15 protein-coding genes are annotated in these 19,948 nt (G+C 56.0%); 6 read left to right on the top strand and 9 right to left on the bottom strand.

All coding sequences use genetic code 11. The features are described from left to right. Position 1: 1 nt before the first annotated feature. Positions 2–3,562: a PA14 domain-containing protein gene (locus tag AC2FGC_RS08470; RefSeq protein ID WP_496781983.1), complete on the bottom strand. Its 3,561-nt coding sequence runs from the start codon at positions 3,560–3,562 to the stop codon at positions 2–4. A gap of 179 nt (positions 3,563–3,741) precedes the next feature. On the opposite strand from AC2FGC_RS08470, the gene AC2FGC_RS08465 reads away from it, so the two are divergent. The 3 genes from AC2FGC_RS08465 (at position 3,742) to AC2FGC_RS08455 (ending at position 8,863) form a co-directional block, all read left to right on the top strand. After that, positions 3,742–5,445: an ABC transporter transmembrane domain-containing protein gene (locus tag AC2FGC_RS08465; RefSeq protein WP_496781980.1), complete on the top strand. Its 1,704-nt coding sequence runs from the start codon at positions 3,742–3,744 to the stop codon at positions 5,443–5,445. Beyond that, positions 5,442–7,538, top strand: a complete 2,097-nt coding sequence (locus AC2FGC_RS08460) for a peptidase domain-containing ABC transporter (protein ID WP_496724666.1) — start codon at positions 5,442–5,444, stop codon at positions 7,536–7,538. The genes AC2FGC_RS08465 and AC2FGC_RS08460 overlap by 4 nt, the downstream gene beginning before the upstream one ends. A gap of 62 nt (positions 7,539–7,600) precedes the next feature. After that, positions 7,601–8,863 (top strand): HlyD family type I secretion periplasmic adaptor subunit, encoded by a 1,263-nt coding sequence (locus AC2FGC_RS08455; RefSeq protein WP_496724664.1) that lies wholly within the window; start codon positions 7,601–7,603, stop codon positions 8,861–8,863. Positions 8,864–8,916: 53 nt separating this feature from the next. Here AC2FGC_RS08455 and AC2FGC_RS08450 read toward each other — a convergent pair whose 3' ends face one another. From AC2FGC_RS08450 to AC2FGC_RS08420, 7 genes are all read right to left on the bottom strand, one after another. Then, positions 8,917–10,773, bottom strand: a complete 1,857-nt coding sequence (locus AC2FGC_RS08450) for an SLC13 family permease (RefSeq protein WP_496725210.1) — start codon at positions 10,771–10,773, stop codon at positions 8,917–8,919. 225 nt (positions 10,774–10,998) lie between these two features. After that, a complete protein-coding gene (gene queF, locus AC2FGC_RS08445; protein WP_496724662.1) occupies positions 10,999–11,463 on the bottom strand; it encodes a preQ(1) synthase in 465 nt (154 codons plus the stop codon). Positions 11,464–11,479: 16 nt separating this feature from the next. Beyond that, positions 11,480–12,181 carry a 7-carboxy-7-deazaguanine synthase QueE gene (gene queE / locus AC2FGC_RS08440; RefSeq protein ID WP_496724660.1) on the bottom strand — a complete coding sequence of 234 codons (702 nt, stop codon included), beginning with the start codon at positions 12,179–12,181 and terminating at the stop codon, positions 11,480–11,482. Beyond that, positions 12,178–12,531: a 6-carboxytetrahydropterin synthase QueD gene (gene queD / locus AC2FGC_RS08435; protein ID WP_496721555.1), complete on the bottom strand. Its 354-nt coding sequence runs from the start codon at positions 12,529–12,531 to the stop codon at positions 12,178–12,180. The genes queE and queD overlap by 4 nt, the downstream gene beginning before the upstream one ends. Beyond that, positions 12,531–13,229 carry a 7-cyano-7-deazaguanine synthase QueC gene (queC, locus tag AC2FGC_RS08430; RefSeq protein ID WP_496781977.1) on the bottom strand — a complete coding sequence of 233 codons (699 nt, stop codon included), beginning with the start codon at positions 13,227–13,229 and terminating at the stop codon, positions 12,531–12,533. Before queC ends, queD begins: the two co-directional genes overlap by 1 nt. Positions 13,230–13,358: 129 nt before the next feature. Continuing rightward, on the bottom strand, positions 13,359–14,078 hold the full coding sequence (locus AC2FGC_RS08425; RefSeq protein ID WP_496724656.1) for an aspartate/glutamate racemase family protein: 720 nt from the start codon (positions 14,076–14,078) through the stop codon (positions 13,359–13,361). Then, a complete protein-coding gene (locus tag AC2FGC_RS08420) occupies positions 14,075–14,779 on the bottom strand; it encodes a GntR family transcriptional regulator (RefSeq protein WP_496724655.1) in 705 nt (234 codons plus the stop codon). The genes AC2FGC_RS08425 and AC2FGC_RS08420 overlap by 4 nt, the downstream gene beginning before the upstream one ends. Positions 14,780–14,889: 110 nt before the next feature. Between AC2FGC_RS08420 and AC2FGC_RS08415 the strand changes: the two genes are divergently transcribed. Further along, entirely contained in the window at positions 14,890–16,584 is a 1,695-nt protein-coding gene (locus AC2FGC_RS08415; protein ID WP_496781975.1) for a thiamine pyrophosphate-binding protein, read from the top strand. On the opposite strand, the gene AC2FGC_RS08410 is transcribed toward AC2FGC_RS08415, so the two are convergent. Continuing rightward, complete coding sequence (locus AC2FGC_RS08410) at positions 16,545–17,465, bottom strand: LysR family transcriptional regulator (protein ID WP_496724651.1); 921 nt, start codon at positions 17,463–17,465, stop codon at positions 16,545–16,547. The two genes, AC2FGC_RS08415 and AC2FGC_RS08410, sit on opposite strands and share 40 nt — an antisense overlap. Before the next feature lie 99 nt (positions 17,466–17,564). Between AC2FGC_RS08410 and AC2FGC_RS08405 the strand changes: the two genes are divergently transcribed. Both AC2FGC_RS08405 and AC2FGC_RS08400 read left to right on the top strand, forming a co-directional pair. Next, positions 17,565–18,698 carry an enolase C-terminal domain-like protein gene (locus AC2FGC_RS08405; protein ID WP_496724649.1) on the top strand — a complete coding sequence of 378 codons (1,134 nt, stop codon included), beginning with the start codon at positions 17,565–17,567 and terminating at the stop codon, positions 18,696–18,698. Next, entirely contained in the window at positions 18,695–19,945 is a 1,251-nt protein-coding gene (locus tag AC2FGC_RS08400; RefSeq protein WP_496724647.1) for an NAD(P)/FAD-dependent oxidoreductase, read from the top strand. The genes AC2FGC_RS08405 and AC2FGC_RS08400 overlap by 4 nt, the downstream gene beginning before the upstream one ends. Positions 19,946–19,948: the final 3 nt, after the last annotated feature.

Genomic DNA, 19,948 nt, shown 5'->3' with positions numbered 1-19,948 from the left:
GTTACCAATCAATGCGCTCATAGGCTTCAGTCTGGATACACGAGATCTCAGAGCCCGGGTTGGTCAGTACCGCTTCGGCCATGACATCGCCGTCGGTTTCCCCGTCACTTTGCACAAAATCCAAGTGCCACGGCACGGGCGGTTCAACCAGTGTTGTCGCAGCAAGCGTTTCGGACAGATCAAGGGCAAGGTCTTTTGCGATTTCATCTGTTTGCCCGACGTCCAGCGCAAAGGAAGTCACTGAAGTCAATTGCGCCCCGTTAAATCCGGTGTCCGTCACCAAGATTTCCCCTTCGATTGCGCCTTGAAATCCTGGGGGCGGGGAAATCTCAAGAAAGTCGAGATCCCAGCCAGATAGATCCGCAGAGCCGCCATCTGTCATCAGTGAATCCTCACCGCTGATCAGCAAAGTATTTGGTGGCAGCCCTTCTAAAGATACAGCAGCCTGATCACTTGCTTGGTCCATCTCGATTGCGACTTCGATCGTCCCGTTTTCGCTGACATATGGGTCTGGGTCAGCTTGCAAAAGCTCGCGCCCCGTTGTGTCCGGCCCGTCCCATTCCAATTTCAATCCTGCACGACCGTAATTCTCAAAATACCGAACTTCGATATCATAAGTGCCGGGTTCCAGGTCGATTTTTCCGGACCGCGTTCGGAACCCATGCAGACCATCATTGTCCACGATCCTAACGCCGTTGACGAAGAGTGCTACGCCATCGTCCGCACCGGCAAAAAAAGTGTAGGAGCCGCCTTCTTCTATTGTGATTTTACCTTCGAGTTTTGCCCCAAACGTATCCCTTGAACCGCCTTCCCAGAATGAGTTGCGACTGTTATCAAAATTGATTTCAGGCACAAATTCCTGTTGCGTCGGGTCAGCGGACCAGTCGATGTCGTCCAGCTTTGACAACCTGTTGTCCATGTCAAAATAACTTGCGCGGAACCCGCCCACAATTTTGGCATCTGGTGAGGGCAGGTCAGCCTGAGTTACTTCGAAAGTCAGGTATTGTACGCCGTCGTGACTGCTGTTTTCACTGGTCGGCGTAGAATGATGCAGGGCTGCTTCGACTGTTCCCGCAAATTCTGGCGGCGGTGTTATGGTGATCATCTCACCTTGCCAGCCTTCCATCTCTGCGATCCCGTCCACATTTGCCGCGAATGCGATTCCGCCAGCCTCGACAATTGTTCCAGTCGGCAGACCTGTCAGTTCGAACGTGGTTTCATCGGTCACGCTGAGCGTTCCCATATCCACACCAATGGCAAGTGGCACGCCCGAAACGGTTTGGGCCGCGGACACGTCTGGGGCTGTAACCACCTCACGTTCGTCAAGACCTGGGCCCTCCCATTCAAGCTTCAGTCCAGCCCGGCCGCAATTTTCGAAGTATCGGATTTCGATCGAATGTGTTCCCGGTTCAAGCTCAATTTCACCTGTTCGAGTTCGAAACCCGTGCAGCCCGTCATTTTCAACGACCTGTTGGCCGTTGATTACCAACATCGCCCCATCATCGGCGCCCAGAAAGAAAGTGAATGTTCCGCCTTGCTCAACTTCGATGCTGCCATTGATCTGGACGCCGAACGTGTCTTTCGCGCCTCCATCCCAAAATGTGTCGTGACCGTTAGCGTAGTTGATTTCGGACGTAACCTCTTCATGGGTCGGTTCTGCGGTCCAGTTGATGTCTTCCAGTTTGGAAAGACGATGATCAACGTCGAAATATTTGGCGTGAAACCCTGACGAAAACGTCATCTCGTCCGTATCCGCCACATTGACAGTAAAGCTTTCGGAGTGACGCAACCCGCCTGCGTCGATCACCGTGACATCAACGGTGACCGAGGATGCCTCTTCATAGTCCAACGCAACACCGGGTTTCAGACGCAGTTGACCACCGATGACTTCGAACCGGTCATCCGAGATTTCGAACCTATGGGTGTCGTCCTGATCCGGATCCTCAAAACTGAGCTGCCCGACAACGGCCCCATCAACATTTTCGGCTACGGTCAGCTCTGCGGCGGTCAGTGTGATGTTATCAACCAAGGCACCGTAGGTATCATTCTGTCCCTCAGGTTCGCGCAGTTCCAGCGTGTCTTGTCCGGTCCCAACGACCTGCAGCTGGAACGTTTCCCAATCTGCGGATTGCGGGTCCAGCTCCGCCACCAGATTGCCGTTCCAATAGACCTCGACCGTATCGGTTCCACCTGCTAGACGCTCACGCAGGTCAACGCCCAGATCATAGAGTTGACCATCCTCTGTCTGGACGACCTGGGAAATACTGTCGATGCCCCGACCATGATCCATCTCGAGCAGCTGATCGCCATCGGATGCACTCGTACCGCCTAAATGATCCCAGATTTCCATTCCATGCGCGTCTTGCCAGGACCCGCTTTCATCCGAGCCAAAGCCTTTCCACCTGCCTTTATCCAAGTCAAATTCTTCGAAACTGCCATTCTGAATGAGGTTTTCATAGGTATTGTCCAGCACAAGACGTATCGGACCCTCGTTCACATCCTGAACGTCTACTGTGAAACGCTCGGTCAGGGTGGACCCGCCAGCATCCGTGACGATGACGTCGACCTCTATCTGCGCCGCTTCTTCATGATCCAGCGCAATGCCGGGCTTTAGCTGTAACTTGCCGTCAACGATGTCAAAACGGTCGTCTGAGATGTCAATGCTGTGCGTGTCCGACGCATCCAGGTCCACAATGGAGATGTTCCCGATCACTGCGCCACTGGCGTTCTCGGCGACAGAAGTGTTATCCAGCACAAGGCTTGTCGGACCCTCGTTCACATCCTGAACGTCCACGATGAAACGCTCGGTCAGGTTGGCCCCGCCAGAGTCTGTGACTGTGACGTCGACCTCAATCTGTGCCGCTTCCTCATGGTCCAGAACAATGCCAGGCTTTAGCTGCAACTTGCCGTCAACGATGTCCAAACGGTCGTCTGAGATGTCAATGTTGTGCGTGTCCGATGCATCCGGGTCCACGATGGAAATGTTTCCGATCACCGCGCCATTGGCGTTCTCCGCAACAGATGTGTTCTCCAGAGTGACCTCTTGTGGCGGGTTGTTTTCGGTCTGTGTGTCGGTTGAAACTGCCGGCGCTGCATCCAGATTGGGTACGCTTGGCGGCTCTGGACGAGAGGCCGGACCGCTTACATGGGTTTTTGCCACACCTTCGGTTGTTTGGGGCGTTGAAATTGCAGCACGGAATGTTTCCATTCCGGCGGCGCTTTCGTCAATTTCCGTCGCCTCTGCCTTGGGGTTCTGTGCAATTGACCCAGCCGACGAGCTCGTTGAATGCAAAGTGTGGGCGACAGGATCAGCGTTTGTGACGTTGCCGGATTGTTGTGCATGCACGGTGCGTGGGTTCAACTCTTCCGGGGCACCTTCGCTCCGAGTGCTAGGTTCCATTGTCCCAGAGAACTGTTGGCCTGTGTGTAACGAACTGCGCGTCGGATCTTCGCTTGGCCCGACAACATTGCGGGAAAGATGAGAGGCGATCTCGTGTTGTTCGTCCATATCCGCCTGTGCGGACCTTGTGTGAAAATTCAGGTCGTTCTCTTGTTTACCCATCGCACAATTCCCCAAACAACAACTGATTCACCGAATTTGGTAACACGCGTCCGTCGATATTTGGTAACTAAGCGTTTAAATTTAAAGGTAAATCCTAGGCAAGATGCGCCGGGGAATTTACGGGTCTTAAACGGAAACCGACCACTCCTGCTGAAATGACCAAGGGGGTGGAAAGCATCATGGAACCGCGTGGATTTGTTGGTCGCATTTCGGCTCCTCACTTTGATATCCCGCTTTGGGTTGCCTCTCTGACTATGAATGTTCTGTCGCTTTTGATGCCGATTTCCATCTTGCTGATATTCGATCGGGTTATCCCATTTCAGTCTACAGACACGCTGCGCGTATTGACGGTGGCACTGGTGATCGGTGCCGGTATGGAGCTGATGCTGAGACAGTGCCGTGCCGTCCTTTTGACAACCACGGCTGAGGGGGCAGCGGTCTGGAATTACCGCCGCTTTATGACCAAAGTCCTGAACGCGAATTCTCTGGCCTTCTCGCGCGAACCCGCCAGCAATTATGCGGAACGCTACGCAGCTATCGGCCAGTTGCGGGACTACCATTCAGGGCAGGGGCAAACACTCTCGATTGATCTGCCCTTTACGGTCTTGTTTGCGATTTTGATCGGATTGATCGGGGGGTGGCTGATTTTGGTGCCATTGGGCGCGTTCTGCGTTGTGATCATCTTCGCAGCGGTCATGAAGCGGGGGCAGTGGGCTTTGTTCAAGCACCGCAAGTCCCTGGACACACGCCGATACGCGTTCTTGTCCGAGATTTTGTCGAATATGCCCACGATCAAGGCAAACCGGATGGAGCCACAAATGGCCCGCCGCTTTGAATTGCTTGAAGATCAGACCGTCGATATCAGCAATAAGCTGATCCATTTCTCGAGCTTCGCACAAAGCTTTGGAGCCATTTTCTCGCAGATGACTGTTGCCGCGATGGGGCTGCTGGGGGCCTACTTGGTGATCATCAACCTGATCGGTATCGCCGAATTGGCTGCCTGCATGCTGTTGAATGGCCGAATTATCCAGCCTTTGACCAAACTCATGGCGATGTGGGTTCAGTCGGAAAACTCTGCCAATTCACAAGCACGATTGAACGAAATGGAACAGCTTGAAATCGGGCAAAGTGCAAGGCTTTCCTGCGATCACTTGGGTCAGATCAAGGTGTCCGGTTTGTCCATGCGCCGTTTGAAAGGAGAGGGGAGAGCTTTCTTGCCCCTCAACTTACAGGTGGAGCAAGGGCATGGCGTTTTGATTGAGCCCGAAGAAAGCTGGATGGTCGAAGCTTTGTTTGACGCAATGACGGGGCAGCGAGAGCCAGATGAGGGCAGGTTGTCCATTGGTGGCATACCGGCCTCACAGCTGATCGGGTGGCGCGGGCACGATGCGCTGGTTGCGCTCGAAGCTGAGCCCGCGATCCTGTCGGGAACACTGCTTGAAAACATCAGCGCTTTTGGTGACGCAGAGACCGTTGATCGCGCCAAGCAAGTTGCCGTCGCACTTGGGCTAGAGAAACGCATTCACCGTTTGCCCATGGGTTATGCAACCCAGCTTAACACCGGAACCGGGTTTGAGGCCGACCCGGTGAACCGGCATCTCATTGCATTGACACGGGCCTTGGCGCTGCGGCCGCGGGTGCTTTTGATGAATGAACCAACAGCGGTTCTAGATACAACGGAACGCCAAGCTTTGGCGGATTACCTCCAATCCGTGTCACCGCGGCCCACGATATTTGTTGCAAGCCCGGACCCTCGGATGAGGCAGATAATGGACAAGTGCGTTCGCTTAAGTTCTTCAAACACCCGGGATCTGGCGGCATGGGCGGTGGACGCAGATCTTGAACGCACTGCCGCGGAAGCCTGGAAAAAGGGTGCCGCATGACCGTAATGAACACTCAGATTGCAAGCGGGTTGCTATTTAGACTGCTATTGGCGGGCGGCTGGCGCAATAATGAAGACCGGCTGCTTGAGGCGTTTCCGCACGTGCTGGATCGGCTCCGCCCAGATGACATTTTCGAGACGTTGGAAAACCTCAATATCCCCCACACGCAGATCAGATGTCGCGAACGCGAGATCACGGATCACGAATGCCCGGCACTGATCATACCAAGCAATGGTGCCTGCTACCTTGCGTTGGATCGGATAGGCGGCACGCTGCAAATCAACGACGATCTGAACCCAGATCTGAACCACCTCAAGCCCAGCCGCCGATGGTGCACCGTCATCCGGATCGACCGCTTCACGCATCACCAGACAGACAGGCGGTTCACATCTGTCCGCTCGGCATTCGCAGAATTAGGCCCGATGTTGCCCTGGCTGCTGATCGCCTCATTGTTGTCCAATGTTCTGGGGCTCATGGCACCCTTGCTGATCATGGGCATCTACGAACGGGTCATCCCGTCGGGTTCTGTTAGTTTGCTGGTTTCGCTGATGATCGGTGTGGTGATTGTAGGGGCGTCAGACCTGTGCTTCCGCCATGCGCGCACGCGGGCGCTGGCATATGTTGGCTGGCGTGGAGAGCGTCAGTTGATGGTTGCCCTGTTTCGCAAACTGATGTCTTTGCCGCTGAGCCAGCTAGGGAAAACGGACATAAACCAACAGCTATCGCGTTTTCGTCAATTCGAATCGTTGCGCGATGCATTTACCGGGCAGGTCATGACGACCCTTCTGGATCTGCCATTTGTGGTGATATTCTTTGCGGTCCTTGCTTATCTCGCACCGCAGGTCGGGCTGCTGACGCTCGGCTTGGCGGTCTTTCTTGTCTTGCTCGGCGCAATCATCGTCCCACACCAAAAACGGTTGGATCAAAAAACGGCAGAGGCCGCCGCCGCCAGCCAGTCAGCCGTTCAGGACGCTATTCTTAACCAGCGGGCCATTGCAAATCTGGGGATGCAAAACCAATGGTTGGACCGCTGCATGCCTCTTGCAGAGCGCTCAGAAGCGGCCGCGCGCCGCAGCCGTCAGTTTCAGGCGCTTGCGCAATCATTGGTTCAATCCGTTACGGCACTTGCGACGATGGGGGCCATCATCTTGTGTGCGCATGGCGCGTTGCGCGGTGATATCAGCTTTGGCGCGTTGATCGCCTCGATTGCGTTAGTGTCCAAAATTCTGGCGCCGATTCAGTCTCTGTATTCCAGCTTCCCCCAGATCCTTTCCTTCCGAAGCAGTCGAAATCAGGCGGATCGTGTCCTTAGTCTTGGCGTGGAGATCGAGGTGGGGCTGGAACAAACGCATCAAAAAACATTAAGCGGCGCGATTGCGTTTTCTTCGGTCACGTACCGGCCGGACCCTTTGAACGCGCCTGTCCTTTCGCAAGCCAGTTTCAACTGTGATCCGGGCGAAGTGGTGCTGGTCATGGGCAGCGATGCGGCCGGTCGCACAGCGGTGCTGGATCTGATCGACGGCCTTTACGCGCCTCTGGCAGGTACGATTGAACATGACGGCATCGACATTCGTCAAATTGCCAGGGACGAATTGCGTAAATCCATAACCTACGCCACTTACGACATGTCGATGTTCTACGGCACCGTCGCCCAGAATTTTCGATTGGCCTCGCCGTCTCTCAATGATGACAACATTATAGCTGCTCTGACCGATATGGATTTGCTGGATGACCAAGGTCTTCAGCCAGACGGCATCGACACTCGTTTGACCGACGGTGACCTGGCGCAGATGCCATCGGCAACCTTAAAGTCGCTGGTTCTTGCACGCAGCATGGCGCGCCCTTCTTCGGTCTATCTGTTTTCCGAGCCAACCAACGGCCTGTCTGATCATCGACGGATGTGTTTCAGAAACTGGATTCGCGCGCAGCACGGGCGCAGGACTGTGATAATCGCAACGGCGGATCGCTCATTCATGCAGATCGCCGACCGTTTCATCTTTCTGAATGGCGACAAGGTTGTCGTGAACAGCACTGGTGATGCGGGGCGCAAGAAACTTCAGGCCGTATTGAAAACGCTGGGGAGGGCACAGTGAAATCAGGTTCAAAGAAAAGTGACACGTCCGGTCCAATGCAACGTGCAAATTGGAGGCGCCGAATGCGGCGGCCTAGATTTGCGGCCTTCCTCTCGCTTGCGGTTTCGGCCACGGTTGGATGCTTGGTGGTTCTGGCAGGGCAAACTACTGTTCCCCAGGTAACCCGCGCCCCAGGGACGATCCTGCCAGTTGGCGCGTATCCACAAATCGAAACGATGCCCGGCGGCATTGTCCGGGCTGTTCATGTCCGCGATGGCCAGTTGGTTGAGGCGGGGGATTTACTGGTTGAACTGCATCACCCGGATCTGACGCGGGAAAGAGACGTCACGTCGGGCCAGCTTGCTGCGGTTCAGCGAGACTTGGCCACAGCGTCCGCTGTACTGGCGGTATTGGATCGCGAAGCTGTGCCTGACAAGGCGGAAATTGATGCGCTCAAAGGCAAGGGCCTGATTTCTGCAGCGGCAAGGTTGGACCTTTATGCTGAAGGCCAACGCATTCAGCTGGCCACGATCAAGCAGCAAGAGGGGACATTGGATATCCTGACACGGGCCACGCAGTTCGCTCAGGCCCGCGTTCGAAAGAAAGAGGAGATTCTGGAGAGATATGCGCAGCTACGGACGCAGGGTCTAAAATCCCTGAGCGATTTCCTTGAGGAAGAGGATGAAGTGGACGCGGTTCGCGCGGCTGCATCGGACGCCCGGGTGCGCCTTGCCGAAGCCCAGAGCGCATTGATGCTGGCCCGTGCAGCCAAAGCTGAAGAAACCCTGGCGTTGCGAGATGAGGTGCTAACTCGATGGGCCGAACTTGAGCAAAAGCGCGTGGAGTTGGAGATATCGCTGGACGTCGTAAACTCAAAATTGTCGGCACTGCGTATTTCTGCCCCAGCACGTGGAATTATTCAGGCGATAACATATCCTAACCCAGGGGAAGTCATCGCGCCGGGCGAAGTGATTTTTGAGATTTTGCCGACCCGTCGCGCTTTGGTCGTAGAAGCACGTATCGCAAATTCCGAGGTCGGCCATGTTGAGTTGGAACAGCCGGTTTCAGTAAGCGTAGACACATTCGATGCCCGACGTTTCGGTAAGGTCGAAGGACGCCTGCAATCCATCTATCCTGTGCCTCTGACGGATGAACAAACCGGTGAAACCTATTTCAGGGCCTCGTTTAAACTGACCGAAGCCAAGGTTGGCACGGGCCCGTGGGAGCGTCCGCTTCAAGCTGGGATGACCGTTGTTGCGGAAATGACGACCGGCGAACAGACCCTGCTTTCCTACCTGTTAAAGCCGGTGCAGATGACAATGGAACGCGCATTCAGAGAGCGTTAGCTTTCAGATGTAAGACCTTGCAATCATGTAGTAATTCCTGTTTATCGAAACGATCAGTACAGCAAATTGAGCATAAGGAGTGACACAACAAGAAACAGTATGGTCATGACCCCACCTGAGCGTACAAAGTCCATAACTTTGTACCCTGCAGGACCCATGATCAGGGCGTTTACCTGATGGGTTGGGATTATGAAGCTGTTCGATGTTGATATGGCAACTGTCAGGGCAAATACAGCCGGATTTCCGCCTGCTGCCACTGCAATTGAAACGGCCAATGGCACTAGCAGAACGGTGGCGCCGACATTGGACATCACCAACGAAAACGCCGTAGCCAGAACCGCAACGCCTGCCTGAAGGGACCAGGTCGGCCATCCATCCAGAATGATCATGATTTGCTGCGCGATCCACGCTGCCGTGCCGGTATTCTGAACGGCCTGACCTAATGGAATAAGACATGCGAGCAGAAAGACCGTATTCCACCCAACGGCCCGGTAGGCTTCGTCAACGCTCAGCACTCGAGACAACATCATTCCCGCGGCTCCCGTCAAAAGGCAGAGAGACAGCCGAATGTCGGTGAACAGGATCATCGACAGGGAAATGGCAAAAAACGCCAGCGCCCAACCGACCTTTTGCGGGCGAAGCTCGTCTTGGGGGAAGTCGGTGGTCACCACCACAAAATCGGGGTCGCGCTTGATCCGCATCAGGTTGTCCCAGCGGGTATGGGCGACCAACATGTCGCCTGCGTGAAACTCCTCAAGCCCGATTTGAGTAGACTCGTGCGTTTCGGATTCAACATGGCTGAGCGTTTCCTCGCCGCGATGGATGGCAAGCAACGACATGCCGTATGTCTTGCGGAACAATAGCTCGCGTGGGCATTTCCCGATCAGCTTGCTGTCGGGTGTTATGACAACTTCAGCGATGCCTGCATTGGTCGGTGCGAATTCTTCGACAAAGATGTCCAACGTCGGCAGGACGGTCAGCCCGTACTTCTGCGCGAACTCCTCTACGACCCAGCGCCTGCCGATGATCGCCAATCGGCAAGGCGCGGCAATTTCGGCCGTCAGGACCTGTACCATTGAGGTTTTTCCGCGATAGAATGTCGAAATGATGTACAGGTGATTTTCGTGGTTTATGTCGGCCAAAATCTGCCCGACCAAAGGGCTTTCGGCTGGAACGATTACTTCGAAAACATCGGCTTTCAGGCCGTAGACACGTTGCAGATACTCTTGCGTTCCCTGTCCGGTCCCGGTGTTTTCCGATCCCTCATCACCCGGCAAAACCCACCGACCCAGCAGCAGAAAGTAGGCGATGCCGGTCAGGATCAGAACAATCCCTATCGGCGTCACAGAGAAAAGGCCGAACTGCTCCATTTTCTGACCTTCGGGCAGGCCGTTGTTGGCCGACTGGATCAGGTCGTTCAGCAGGATAAGAGGCGAAGATCCGACCATCGTCATTGTGCCACCAAGGATGGCGCAGAACCCCATGGGCATCAGCAAGCGCGACAATGGGATGCCTGATCGGGAAGATATTCGGCTGACGACCGGAAGAAACAGCGCGGCAGCTCCAACGTTCTGCATGAACGAGGAAATGACCCCTACGGTGCCCGAAATAATCGGCAGCACGCGTTTCTCGGACGTTCCGCCATATTTCAGAATAACAGCGGCGACTTTGTTCATTATGCCGGTCTTGTCGAGCCCCGCGCCAACGATCATGACTGCTATAATGGAAATCACCGCATTGGATGCAAATCCATCAAACAGGTGCGGCACGTCAGCTAGTTTTTCGAGCCCGGGCGCGTAACTGAGGAGGCCGATAATGACCAGAACAAGTATGGCAGAAAGGTCAATCCTGACGATTTCGGATACAAAGAGAAATACGGTGAAGGCAAGAAGGGCGCAAACGACACCCATCTCAAAATTGAAGGCCACCTGTTCCACAATCGTCACCAGGAATTTGTTCTTACATTAAAAAAACATCTAACCCATCAATGTTGGATTGTCATGATGTTTCAAAACCGCAAGCTTGAGCGAAACAAAATTACTACCACTGCCAAAACGTCATGTTTCGAACCGGCGCGTGGAGCCCCTTTGATTGCTTGTCAGGCTGGGGCCTTCACGCCTCTCAAATCATCGGGGTCAGCCACGCCCGCGGTAAGGCGGAACACCCTGATCCGGGATCCAGACGCCTTCGGGCATTGGGCCAGTTTGCCAGAACACGTCGATCGGAATGCCCCCGCGCGGATACCAATAGCCTCCGATACGCAGCCACCTTGGCTCCAGAAACTCTTGCAGCCGGCGGGCAATCGAGATGGTGCAATCTTCGTGAAAGGCGCCATGATTGCGGAACGAGCCCAGAAACAACTTGAGCGCCTTGCTTTCCACCAACCATTGATCGGGTACGTAATCTATCACCAGATGGGCAAAATCCGGCTGGCCTGTCATCGGGCAAAGCGAGGTGAACTCGGGCGCGGTAAAGCGCACGTTGTAATCCACATCAGCCTGGGGGTTCTGCACGCGTTCCAGAACCGCCTCTTCCGGGCTGGCTGGCATTTTGGTGTCTCCGCCCAACTGGGTGAGGTTGCTGTAGATACTATCGGTCATGTTATCTCTCCTGCGGTCAGACGCCGCGCTTGTTGCCCCAGATCAGCACATGTAGCTGGGGCAGAATGCGAGGCGCGAACCAACCGGCATTCAAAGTCTTGTCGATCAGCCATTCCATACGGCTGGTGGCATTGGTCAAATCAACCGGGCTGGTCGGATCGGTTTCCGGGTTGCCGGGTTGAAGATAAAGTGGAAGGTCCGGATACCGGTCGGCTACACTGCGTGCCCAACTGAAATCCGTGTCGTCAAAGATCACGATCTTGAGGGCAGCTTGCGCAGGGCGCACGTTGAGGCAGGCGTCAAACGCCGTCCAATCCATATCCTCGCCACTGCTGGGCGGTTTCGGGCTGAGAACCAGCATAGCGAGGTCGGCAAACCACGGCTTTGCGATTGACCCTTGGGTTTCGCATGCAAAGGTATAGCCTTCCGCTTTGCCTTGCTGGATCAAAGGGCCAAAATCCTGAATGGCAGGATTGCCGCCAGACAGGGAAACAGTCAGAGGCCGCCCGCCCGACAAACGCTGAACTTCGGACCAGACGGCCAGCGTGTCCATTACCGCCCAATCGTGGCGATAGGCGCTGTCGACGGCGTGCAGACTGTCGCACCAACTGCACCGGAAATCGCATCCGCCCGAGCGTACAAATACCGTCGGCTGACCGATCAGCGCGCCTTCGCCCTGTACCGTGGGGCCGAATATTTCAGATATTCTAAGGGTCATGGGCGATACTCGGCCCATGTCTTGGGCGTTTCGGACACTTTCACCGCAGCGGTTTCGGGCCAGCGGGCCGCGCACCAGTCAAAGAAATGGCGCGCGAGGTTTTCAGCGGTCGACACGACGTTCAGCACATTGTTCAGATGCCGGTGGTCAAATTCATCGTCGATATAAGTCTTGAGCGGTTTCAGCTCGTGGTAATCCCGCACGAACCCATCCGTATTCAAATCGCGCCCGGCCAATTCGACCACGACAATATAGTTATGGCCGTGCATCCGGGCACATTGGTGATCATCGGGCAAGTGGGTCAGCTGATGTGAAGCGGAAAAGTGGAATTCTTTGGTAATCCGGTACATCAGACCCTTGCTCCTGCGATGGCCGATTTCCAGAATTCGGCGTCTTTGTATTGCGTTGGGTCCGGCGCTCCGGCCAGCTCGAACGCCTCACGCCGTTCAACGCATGTTCCGCATCGGCCACAATGTAAGTCGCCGCCCTTGTAGCAGGACCACGTCTGATCGAACGGGGTGTCCACGCGCGCGCCCTCGCGGACAATATCGGCTTTGCTGCGGTGCACGAATGGCACATGCAGCACTACATCCGCGTAGCCGTCCAACGCGGCGCGCTGCATGGTGTCAAACGCATCTGTGAATGCCGGGCGGCAATCGGGATAGATGAAATGGTCGCCGCCATGCACAGCAGCAGCCACCGCATCATCCCCCTGCGCTGCTGCAACACCATAAGCGATGGTCAGCATGATCGCATTGCGGTTGGGGACAACCGTGACCTTCATCGTCTCTTCTGCGTAATGCCCGTCGGGCACGTCCACGTCGTCGGTTAAGGCCGAGCCCGTCAGCGACGCCCCGACAGAACGCAGGTCAATAACGTGATGGGGCACGTCCAGCCTCTGCGCGCAGAGGGCAGCGAAGGTCAGTTCTTTGGTGTGGCGTTGGCCATAGTCGAAAGACACAAGCCGCGAGAGGTTTCCTTCCGCGGCCAGCACATGGGCAAGCGACACGGAATCCAGTCCGCCGGAGCAGACCAATGTAGTTTTCATGTCTTCAGTCCTTGTTTTGATAACCGGGTAGGCTGCGACCGGCGGGCGGGACGCTTACGGTCTTTTTCCGGTAAGCGCAATGCACGAATTGGTGGGCAAAAGAGACCTTAGGCCTGACCGCTGCGCCCTTTAGGGATTGGGAAAGCGTGGCGGCACAAGTCCAGCTTGAAACCAACTGACCAATGTCACAATGGAGAAGACGGGCAAACCGGTAGCGCGCTGAATATCTGCCGCGTATGGGCACATATTCGTGCATTCCAGCACAATCGCGCCGAGGTCAGGGTTTTCGGATTGCAAGGCAAGGGCGGCTTCAATGTTATCGGCACGGGCCTTATCGACATCCAGGCTAACTTCGTTCCCCAGTATCGCACGGGTAAACTCGCGCCCACCTTCGGTGGAACCGATGGGTGTGTCTTCTGGTACCTGAGCACAGCGCAGATGATCACGGGTCAAAGTGGAGGCGGAAATGGTCAGAACTCCCACGCGTTTTCCGGCCGGAAGGATACCGTTCACCAACTGCACCTGCATCAAAGATGAAGTCACGACCGGAACCGGCACAGCCACGGATAGCTCTTTCTGAAACAGGGACAGAAACCCGCAATTGGTGGTAATGCCATCCGCGCCGTCTTTGACCAGTTCTCGCGCGGCATCAATGAACGCGTCCAACATGCCCTCGGCCCGGTGCCGAACGACCAGGTCCGGCGAGGCATCCCGAACAATGCGATAGAGTACCGGAAAAGGCCATGTCAGCGCATTTCCCATATCACCGGGGATGCGTGGGAATTGGGCGTCCAGCATAAGAATGCCGACCGACGCTCCGTAAATGGATTTGCCACCTTGGGCGATCATCCGTGAGCCTCCTCGATAATGCGGGCCGAGATGTCTTCGGATCCTTCCATGTAGATGCTGGATATGCCATGGCGCACGGCTTCCTGCACCTGATCCATTCGCTTGGAAATATGCGCGCCCAGTACTCGCGCGGCCTCATCCGCGTCGCGATCCAGCAAGGCCTGCATGACCCGTTTATGTTCGTCTTTCGAGCTTTGAACCCGATCCAAGCTCATGGAAACCCAGCGGATATATCGGATGCGTTCATTGATCCGGGTCAGGGTTTGCACCAGTTCGTTGTTGCCCGATAGCCTGGCAATGCCCAGATGAAAATCTTCGTCTCTGCTGACAGCTTCTTCGACGGTCAGGCCGGTGATGTCGATGCCGGTCGCGTAAAGCTCATCCCGAATTGTTTGTAGATCTGCGGCTGACGCTTTGTCGCAGGCACTGCGCGCGGCAGCAGATTCGATGATTTGGCGCAATTCGAACAGATCAAACACGCTCTGGGCGTCGAGCGGGCGGCAGAAAAACCCCTGACCGGGGCGAAAGTCGAATAAGCGCTCCGCCACCAATCGGTTTAGAGCTTCGCGCAGGGGGGTTCGGCTGACACCCAATTCTTTCGACAGCGCCACCTCGTTTAACCGATCACCGGGTCGAAGGTGAAACGAGACGGCCATCGCCTTTACCTGATCATAGATGTCGTCAACGCGTGGACCTGCCATAAGTGCCGCCTTTTTCCGTTTGCCAAGGCGTGCCACAGGTTGCTCTTGAAATCAATATACAAAACTGTATACAGTTCTGTGTGCAGATTGAAATCAAAGGAAACCCAGCCATGACCGGGACGAATTATCTGACGGGAGCCGAAGCAATGGTGCGCATGTTGGAAGCACATGGCGTGAAACATATGTTCGGCCTGTGCGGTGATACAACGCTGCCATTCTATGACGCTTTGGCGCGGATGGATCATGGCATTCAGCACATTCTAACCCGGGACGAACGTCACGCCGCCTACATGGCCGACGGATATGCGCGCGTTACTGGCAAGCCGGGCGTCTGCGAAGGCCCGTCCGGAGGCGGGGCGACCTACATACTGCCGGGTGTAGTCGAGGCCAGCGAAAGCTCGGTTCCCATTCTGGCGATCACTTCTGACGTGGCGACAACAAGTCGGGGAAAATACCCGTTGACCGAGTTGGATCAGACCGCGCTGTTCAAACCGTTGGCAAAGTGGAACGCGTCACTGGACGACGCCTCGCGTTTACCTGCGATGGTGCGCGCGGCGTTTCGGGCCATGACGACCGGAACGCCGGGCGCCACACATCTGGCGCTGCCCTTTGATACGCAGAAAGGTCCGGTGGACGAGGCTGAGGTTTGGGCGGATGCACGCCACCGCAGCTATCCCGCAGAACGGGCAGGACCGGACCTGGATGCCATTGAAGCGGCCGCGGATATCCTGGCCAAAGCCAAATCAGCAGTCATCGTTTGTGGCGGCGGGCCGGTTCTTTCCGGGGCCGAGGAGGCGTTGCGCCAAGTTGCAACCCTGTTGGATATCCCAGTTGCCACAACAGTTTCCGGTCAGGGTTCCATTGCCGAAACGGATCTGCTGGCCTTGGGCGTCGTCGGATCGAACGGTGGTGTTCCGGCCACGCGCGCCGTTGTGGATCAGGCAGATGTGGTCATGTTTGTCGGTTGCCGCGCGGGGTCGGTCACAACCGAACGCTGGCGCAGCCCCGGGCGGGATGCCACCATCATCCATATAGACAGCGACCCGATGGTGATCGGCGCAAATTATCAGACCGAAGTCGCCATTTGTGCCGATGCCCGTTTGGCGTTAGAGGCTTTGGCGGGGTCGCTTGAGACGCGGCACGATCTGCCAGGTTTTGGTGGAGCGGCCCAAGCCCGTGCGGCCTGGGAGGCCAAGTTGCAAGCGTTCGCACCGCTTGCGGCAAGTCGCGAAACTCCGATCCGGCCCGAAGCCGTAATGGCGGCTCTTGCAGACATCCTGGACGATGATGCGATTGTCGTCGCTGATCCGGGCACTCCGTGCCCTTACTTCAGCGCCCATTACCGCTGGCGCAAACCGGGGCGGCATTTTATCACCAATCGGGCGCATGGAGCGTTGGGTTATTCGCTTGCTGCGGCGATGGGCGCCCATGTGGGTCGGCCATCGGTCAAGACACTGTCCGTTATGGGGGATGGGTCGTTTGGCTTCACTTGCGGTGAGTTTGAAACGATGGTGCGGCACAAAATGCCGATTACCTCGATCGTATTCTCGAACTCAGTCTTTGGTTGGATCAAAGCGGGTCAGGATGCAGGCTTTGGGCAGCGTTACTACAACGTCGATTTCAATCGGACCGATCACGCCGCTGTTGCGGCGGCATTTGGGGTCAAATCCTGGACAGTGAAAGATCCGGATGATCTGCGCGGAGTTTTGAAGCAGGCCGTTGAGCATGATGGCCCGACGCTGGTCGACATCCACTCACAACAGCTTCACGAAGCTGCGGCACCGGTGTCGGAATGGGTGGCGTAAGACGCGATGGACGGGGTCAGTTGGGCCAGAAACTCTTGCGCAATCATTGATAAAGGGCGTCCTTTTGCGGTAATGATCGCAAGATCCAGCGTGACGGCTGGTGTGAAAGGGCGGGTTTGATATCCGCCCTCTTCATCGAATGTCACTGTGAACGGATCAATCATCGCCACGCCCATGCCCTGTTTGACAAAGCTTAGCAGGTTTTCCGACAAGTGCGTGTGTATTCGCGTCTGCCAGGTACGCTCTGCAGTCTGAAAAATGTCACGGGTTCTGCGATGTGTTTGGTGCTCGGGGCCCATGACGATGAACGGCTCATTCTCCAACAGCTCTGGTGTCAGAACGTCATGTGTCGCCAAATGGCTACCCTCGGGGAACGTGGCCATCGTTTCAAAATGGAAGACCTGATAGTTCAGCGTATCGTGGAGTATTGGCATCTCGACGATGCCGATCTCGAACAAGCCCGAGGTTACCCACTCCTGTATTTTAGAAGAATACTGCGACTGGAAGCTGACGGATAGATTGGGGCGTGACTTGGCAAAGCGTGCAATCTCTCGCGGCATGAAACCGAACGACAACAAATGGGGCGCCGCGACCTGCAACTGCCCGGGATGCTTGTTCTGAAGATCCGACACGGCCTGCGCGACGTGATCCAGCCCGCGGACCACGGTATCGACCTCTCGATACAAAAGCTCGGCCTCTGGCGTCGGCAAAAGACGTCCTTTGTTGCGTTCGAACAAGGGCAACCGGGCCTCGCGTTCCAGCTGGGCCAACAGATTGCTGATGCCCGGTTGCGAGATTCCCAGAACCGACGCGGCCCCAGTTACGGTACCCGTTTCCATGATGGCGTGAAACGCCTGCAACTGACGAAAGCGCAGAGACATAGCTTAACCTATCATTTCTTATGATGGACTTATGAAAACATAGTATTTGAAATGATATGTAGGTCAAGGCAGGCTTCCACCTACCGCTGGGGAGGACGAATGGTCGATCTGTCACAAAAAATCATCGGCTACGACCTGTGGCACCTTGAACTGCCCGTCACATCCCGCCGGGACCACGGCATTGGATCTGTCGAAGGCGTGTGCGAGGTCGTTGTCCTTCGCCTGACGTCCGAGGATGGTAGCCACGGATATGGCGAAGCCTCACCATGGTCGGTATTCACCGGAACGCCCGAAGCGACATACGCCGCCCTGAATCGCTACCTCCGTCCGTTGGTCATGGGGGCGAGGGTTGCTGATAGAGCCGCCATCATGGAGCGTGCTTCATATGCGGTGGCGCATTGCACCGAGGCTAAAGCGGCGTTGGAAGCAGCATTGCTTGACTTGACGGGTAGGATCAGCGCCGTTCCGGTCTGGGCCTTGTTGGGAGGGAAATGCCGCGACGCGATCCCGCTTAGCTGCTCCATCGCCAATCCCGATTTTGCGCAGGATATCGAATTGCTGGGCCGTTTGCAGGACGACGGCGTGACGATCGTGAAGTTGAAGACTGGGTTCAAGGATCATGCTTTTGATATCATGCGCCTTGAGTATTTGGCGAAGCATTACCAACAGTTCTCAGTGCGTGTTGATTACAATCAAGGCCTGTCAATCGAGGACGCTCCGGCGCAGGTGCGGGACGTGGCATCGTTCAATCCCGATTTCATCGAACAACCGGTACGCGCACATCACTACGGCATGATGGCGAAGCTGCGGCAAATGACGGATGTGCCGCTACTAGCTGATGAAAGCGTCTTTGGCCCCGAGGATATGGAACGCGCTGCAGGGGAAGGGATCTGCGACGGTGTCTCGGTCAAAATCATGAAATCCGGAGGATTGACGCGCGGGCAAACAGTCGCTCGCATGGCCGCCGCACACGGCCTGAGTGCTTATGGCGGAGATATGTTCGAGGCAGGTCTGGCGCATCTGGCAGGCACTCACATGATCGCCGCCACACCGGAAATCACGCTGGGCTGCGAGTTTTATCAGGCCTCATATTTCTTGGCAGAAGACATTCTTGAGGAGCCTTTCGAGGTGAAAAGGGGCCAGGTCATAGTCCCTGACACACCGGGTCTTGGAGGGAAGCCGGACGAGGCAAAGCTGAACCACTATGCTGTTTCCAAAGCGGTGGCGGCATGAGCGAGAAAAAGACCATTGCCATTATCGGTGCTGGTATCGTTGGTGTCTCGACCGCCGTCTGGCTGCAACGTGACGGACATAACGTCATCCTGATCGACAAGGCCGGCCCCGGAGAGGGCACCTCGCATGGCAATGGGGGTGTGCTGGCCTCTTGCTCGATCATTCCGGTCACGGTGCCGGGGCTTTTGAAAAAAGCGCCCAGGATGCTGTTTGACCCGTCGCAGCCTTTGTTCATGAAATGGGGCTACGTACCCAAGCTGTTGCCGTGGTTAACGCGCTACCTGAAACACGCAAACGCAGTTGACGTCGAACGTATCGCGACCGCACTAACCCCCATAGTTGGAGACAGCCTGAACGATCATCAGGCCCTGGCTCAGGGTACGGCGGCCGAGAAATGGATTGTGCCATCCGACTACCTGTTCCTCTACGAAAACCGCCAGCATTTCGAAGGCGATGCCTTTGGCTGGGGTATTCGGCGCAAGCTCGGTTTCAAATGGGAAGAACTAGAGGGGGCCGCATTCCACGCCTACGACCCAATCTACAGCAAAGATATCGGGTTTGCTGCCAAACTTTCTGATCACGGACACATTACCGATCCTGGGCGGTACGTGAAAGACCTCGCCGCACATGTCGAGACCAACGGCGGCAGGGTCATCCGTGCTGCTGTTGAAGATGTCGTCCACGATAACGGCAGGGTCACCGGCGTGCGGACCGCTGGTGAGACAATTGCTTGTGACACTTCCATTGTCACTGCGGGCGTCTGGTCCGGGCCTTTGGCCAGCAAATTGGGCGTTTCTGTTCCTCTGGAGACGGAACGTGGTTATCATCTTGAATTGGTGGAACCTTCCGCGATGCCAAAAAGTCCGGTTATGGTTGCTTCGGGCAAGTTCGTCGCCACGCCGATGGATGGCCGCATTCGGCTGGCCGGGATTGTCGAATTCGGCGGGCTGGACGCGCCGCCTTCGAGGGCGCCGTTCGAACTGATGCGCAAGAATGCCCGGGCGGCCTTTCCGGGCGTGACATGGAAGGACGAAGTAGAATGGATGGGGCACCGGCCCGCACCGGCAGACTCGATCCCGATCATCGGCGAAGTGCCGGGAATTGACGGAGCATTTATGGGGTTTGGCCACCATCATATCGGTCTGACAGGCGGGCCAAAAACAGGACGTCTGCTCGCGCAGATGATCGCGGGCAGGACCCCAAACGCAGACATGAGCGTCTATGCGCCGTCTCGCTACGCGACTTAAGAA

The organism is Ruegeria sp. CDSC054 (assembly GCF_059610645.1).
The sequence above is the reverse complement of the archived record's forward strand: the minus strand, read 5'-3'. Positions and strand labels throughout refer to the sequence as shown.

Coding starts and splice junctions, on each gene's coding strand:
- AC2FGC_RS08470 (WP_496781983.1), bottom strand. CDS start 3,562: ATGGGTAAACAAGAGAACGACCTGAATTTTCACACAAGGTCCGCACAG.
- AC2FGC_RS08465 (WP_496781980.1), top strand. CDS start 3,742: ATGGAACCGCGTGGATTTGTTGGTCGCATTTCGGCTCCTCACTTTGAT.
- AC2FGC_RS08460 (WP_496724666.1), top strand. CDS start 5,442: ATGACCGTAATGAACACTCAGATTGCAAGCGGGTTGCTATTTAGACTG.
- AC2FGC_RS08455 (WP_496724664.1), top strand. CDS start 7,601: ATGCGGCGGCCTAGATTTGCGGCCTTCCTCTCGCTTGCGGTTTCGGCC.
- AC2FGC_RS08450 (WP_496725210.1), bottom strand. CDS start 10,773: ATGGGTGTCGTTTGCGCCCTTCTTGCCTTCACCGTATTTCTCTTTGTA.
- queF (WP_496724662.1), bottom strand. CDS start 11,463: ATGACCGATAGTATCTACAGCAACCTCACCCAGTTGGGCGGAGACACC.
- queE (WP_496724660.1), bottom strand. CDS start 12,181: ATGACCCTTAGAATATCTGAAATATTCGGCCCCACGGTACAGGGCGAA.
- queD (WP_496721555.1), bottom strand. CDS start 12,531: ATGTACCGGATTACCAAAGAATTCCACTTTTCCGCTTCACATCAGCTG.
- queC (WP_496781977.1), bottom strand. CDS start 13,229: ATGAAAACTACATTGGTCTGCTCCGGCGGACTGGATTCCGTGTCGCTT.
- AC2FGC_RS08425 (WP_496724656.1), bottom strand. CDS start 14,078: ATGATCGCCCAAGGTGGCAAATCCATTTACGGAGCGTCGGTCGGCATT.
- AC2FGC_RS08420 (WP_496724655.1), bottom strand. CDS start 14,779: ATGGCAGGTCCACGCGTTGACGACATCTATGATCAGGTAAAGGCGATG.
- AC2FGC_RS08415 (WP_496781975.1), top strand. CDS start 14,890: ATGACCGGGACGAATTATCTGACGGGAGCCGAAGCAATGGTGCGCATG.
- AC2FGC_RS08410 (WP_496724651.1), bottom strand. CDS start 17,465: ATGTCTCTGCGCTTTCGTCAGTTGCAGGCGTTTCACGCCATCATGGAA.
- AC2FGC_RS08405 (WP_496724649.1), top strand. CDS start 17,565: ATGGTCGATCTGTCACAAAAAATCATCGGCTACGACCTGTGGCACCTT.
- AC2FGC_RS08400 (WP_496724647.1), top strand. CDS start 18,695: ATGAGCGAGAAAAAGACCATTGCCATTATCGGTGCTGGTATCGTTGGT.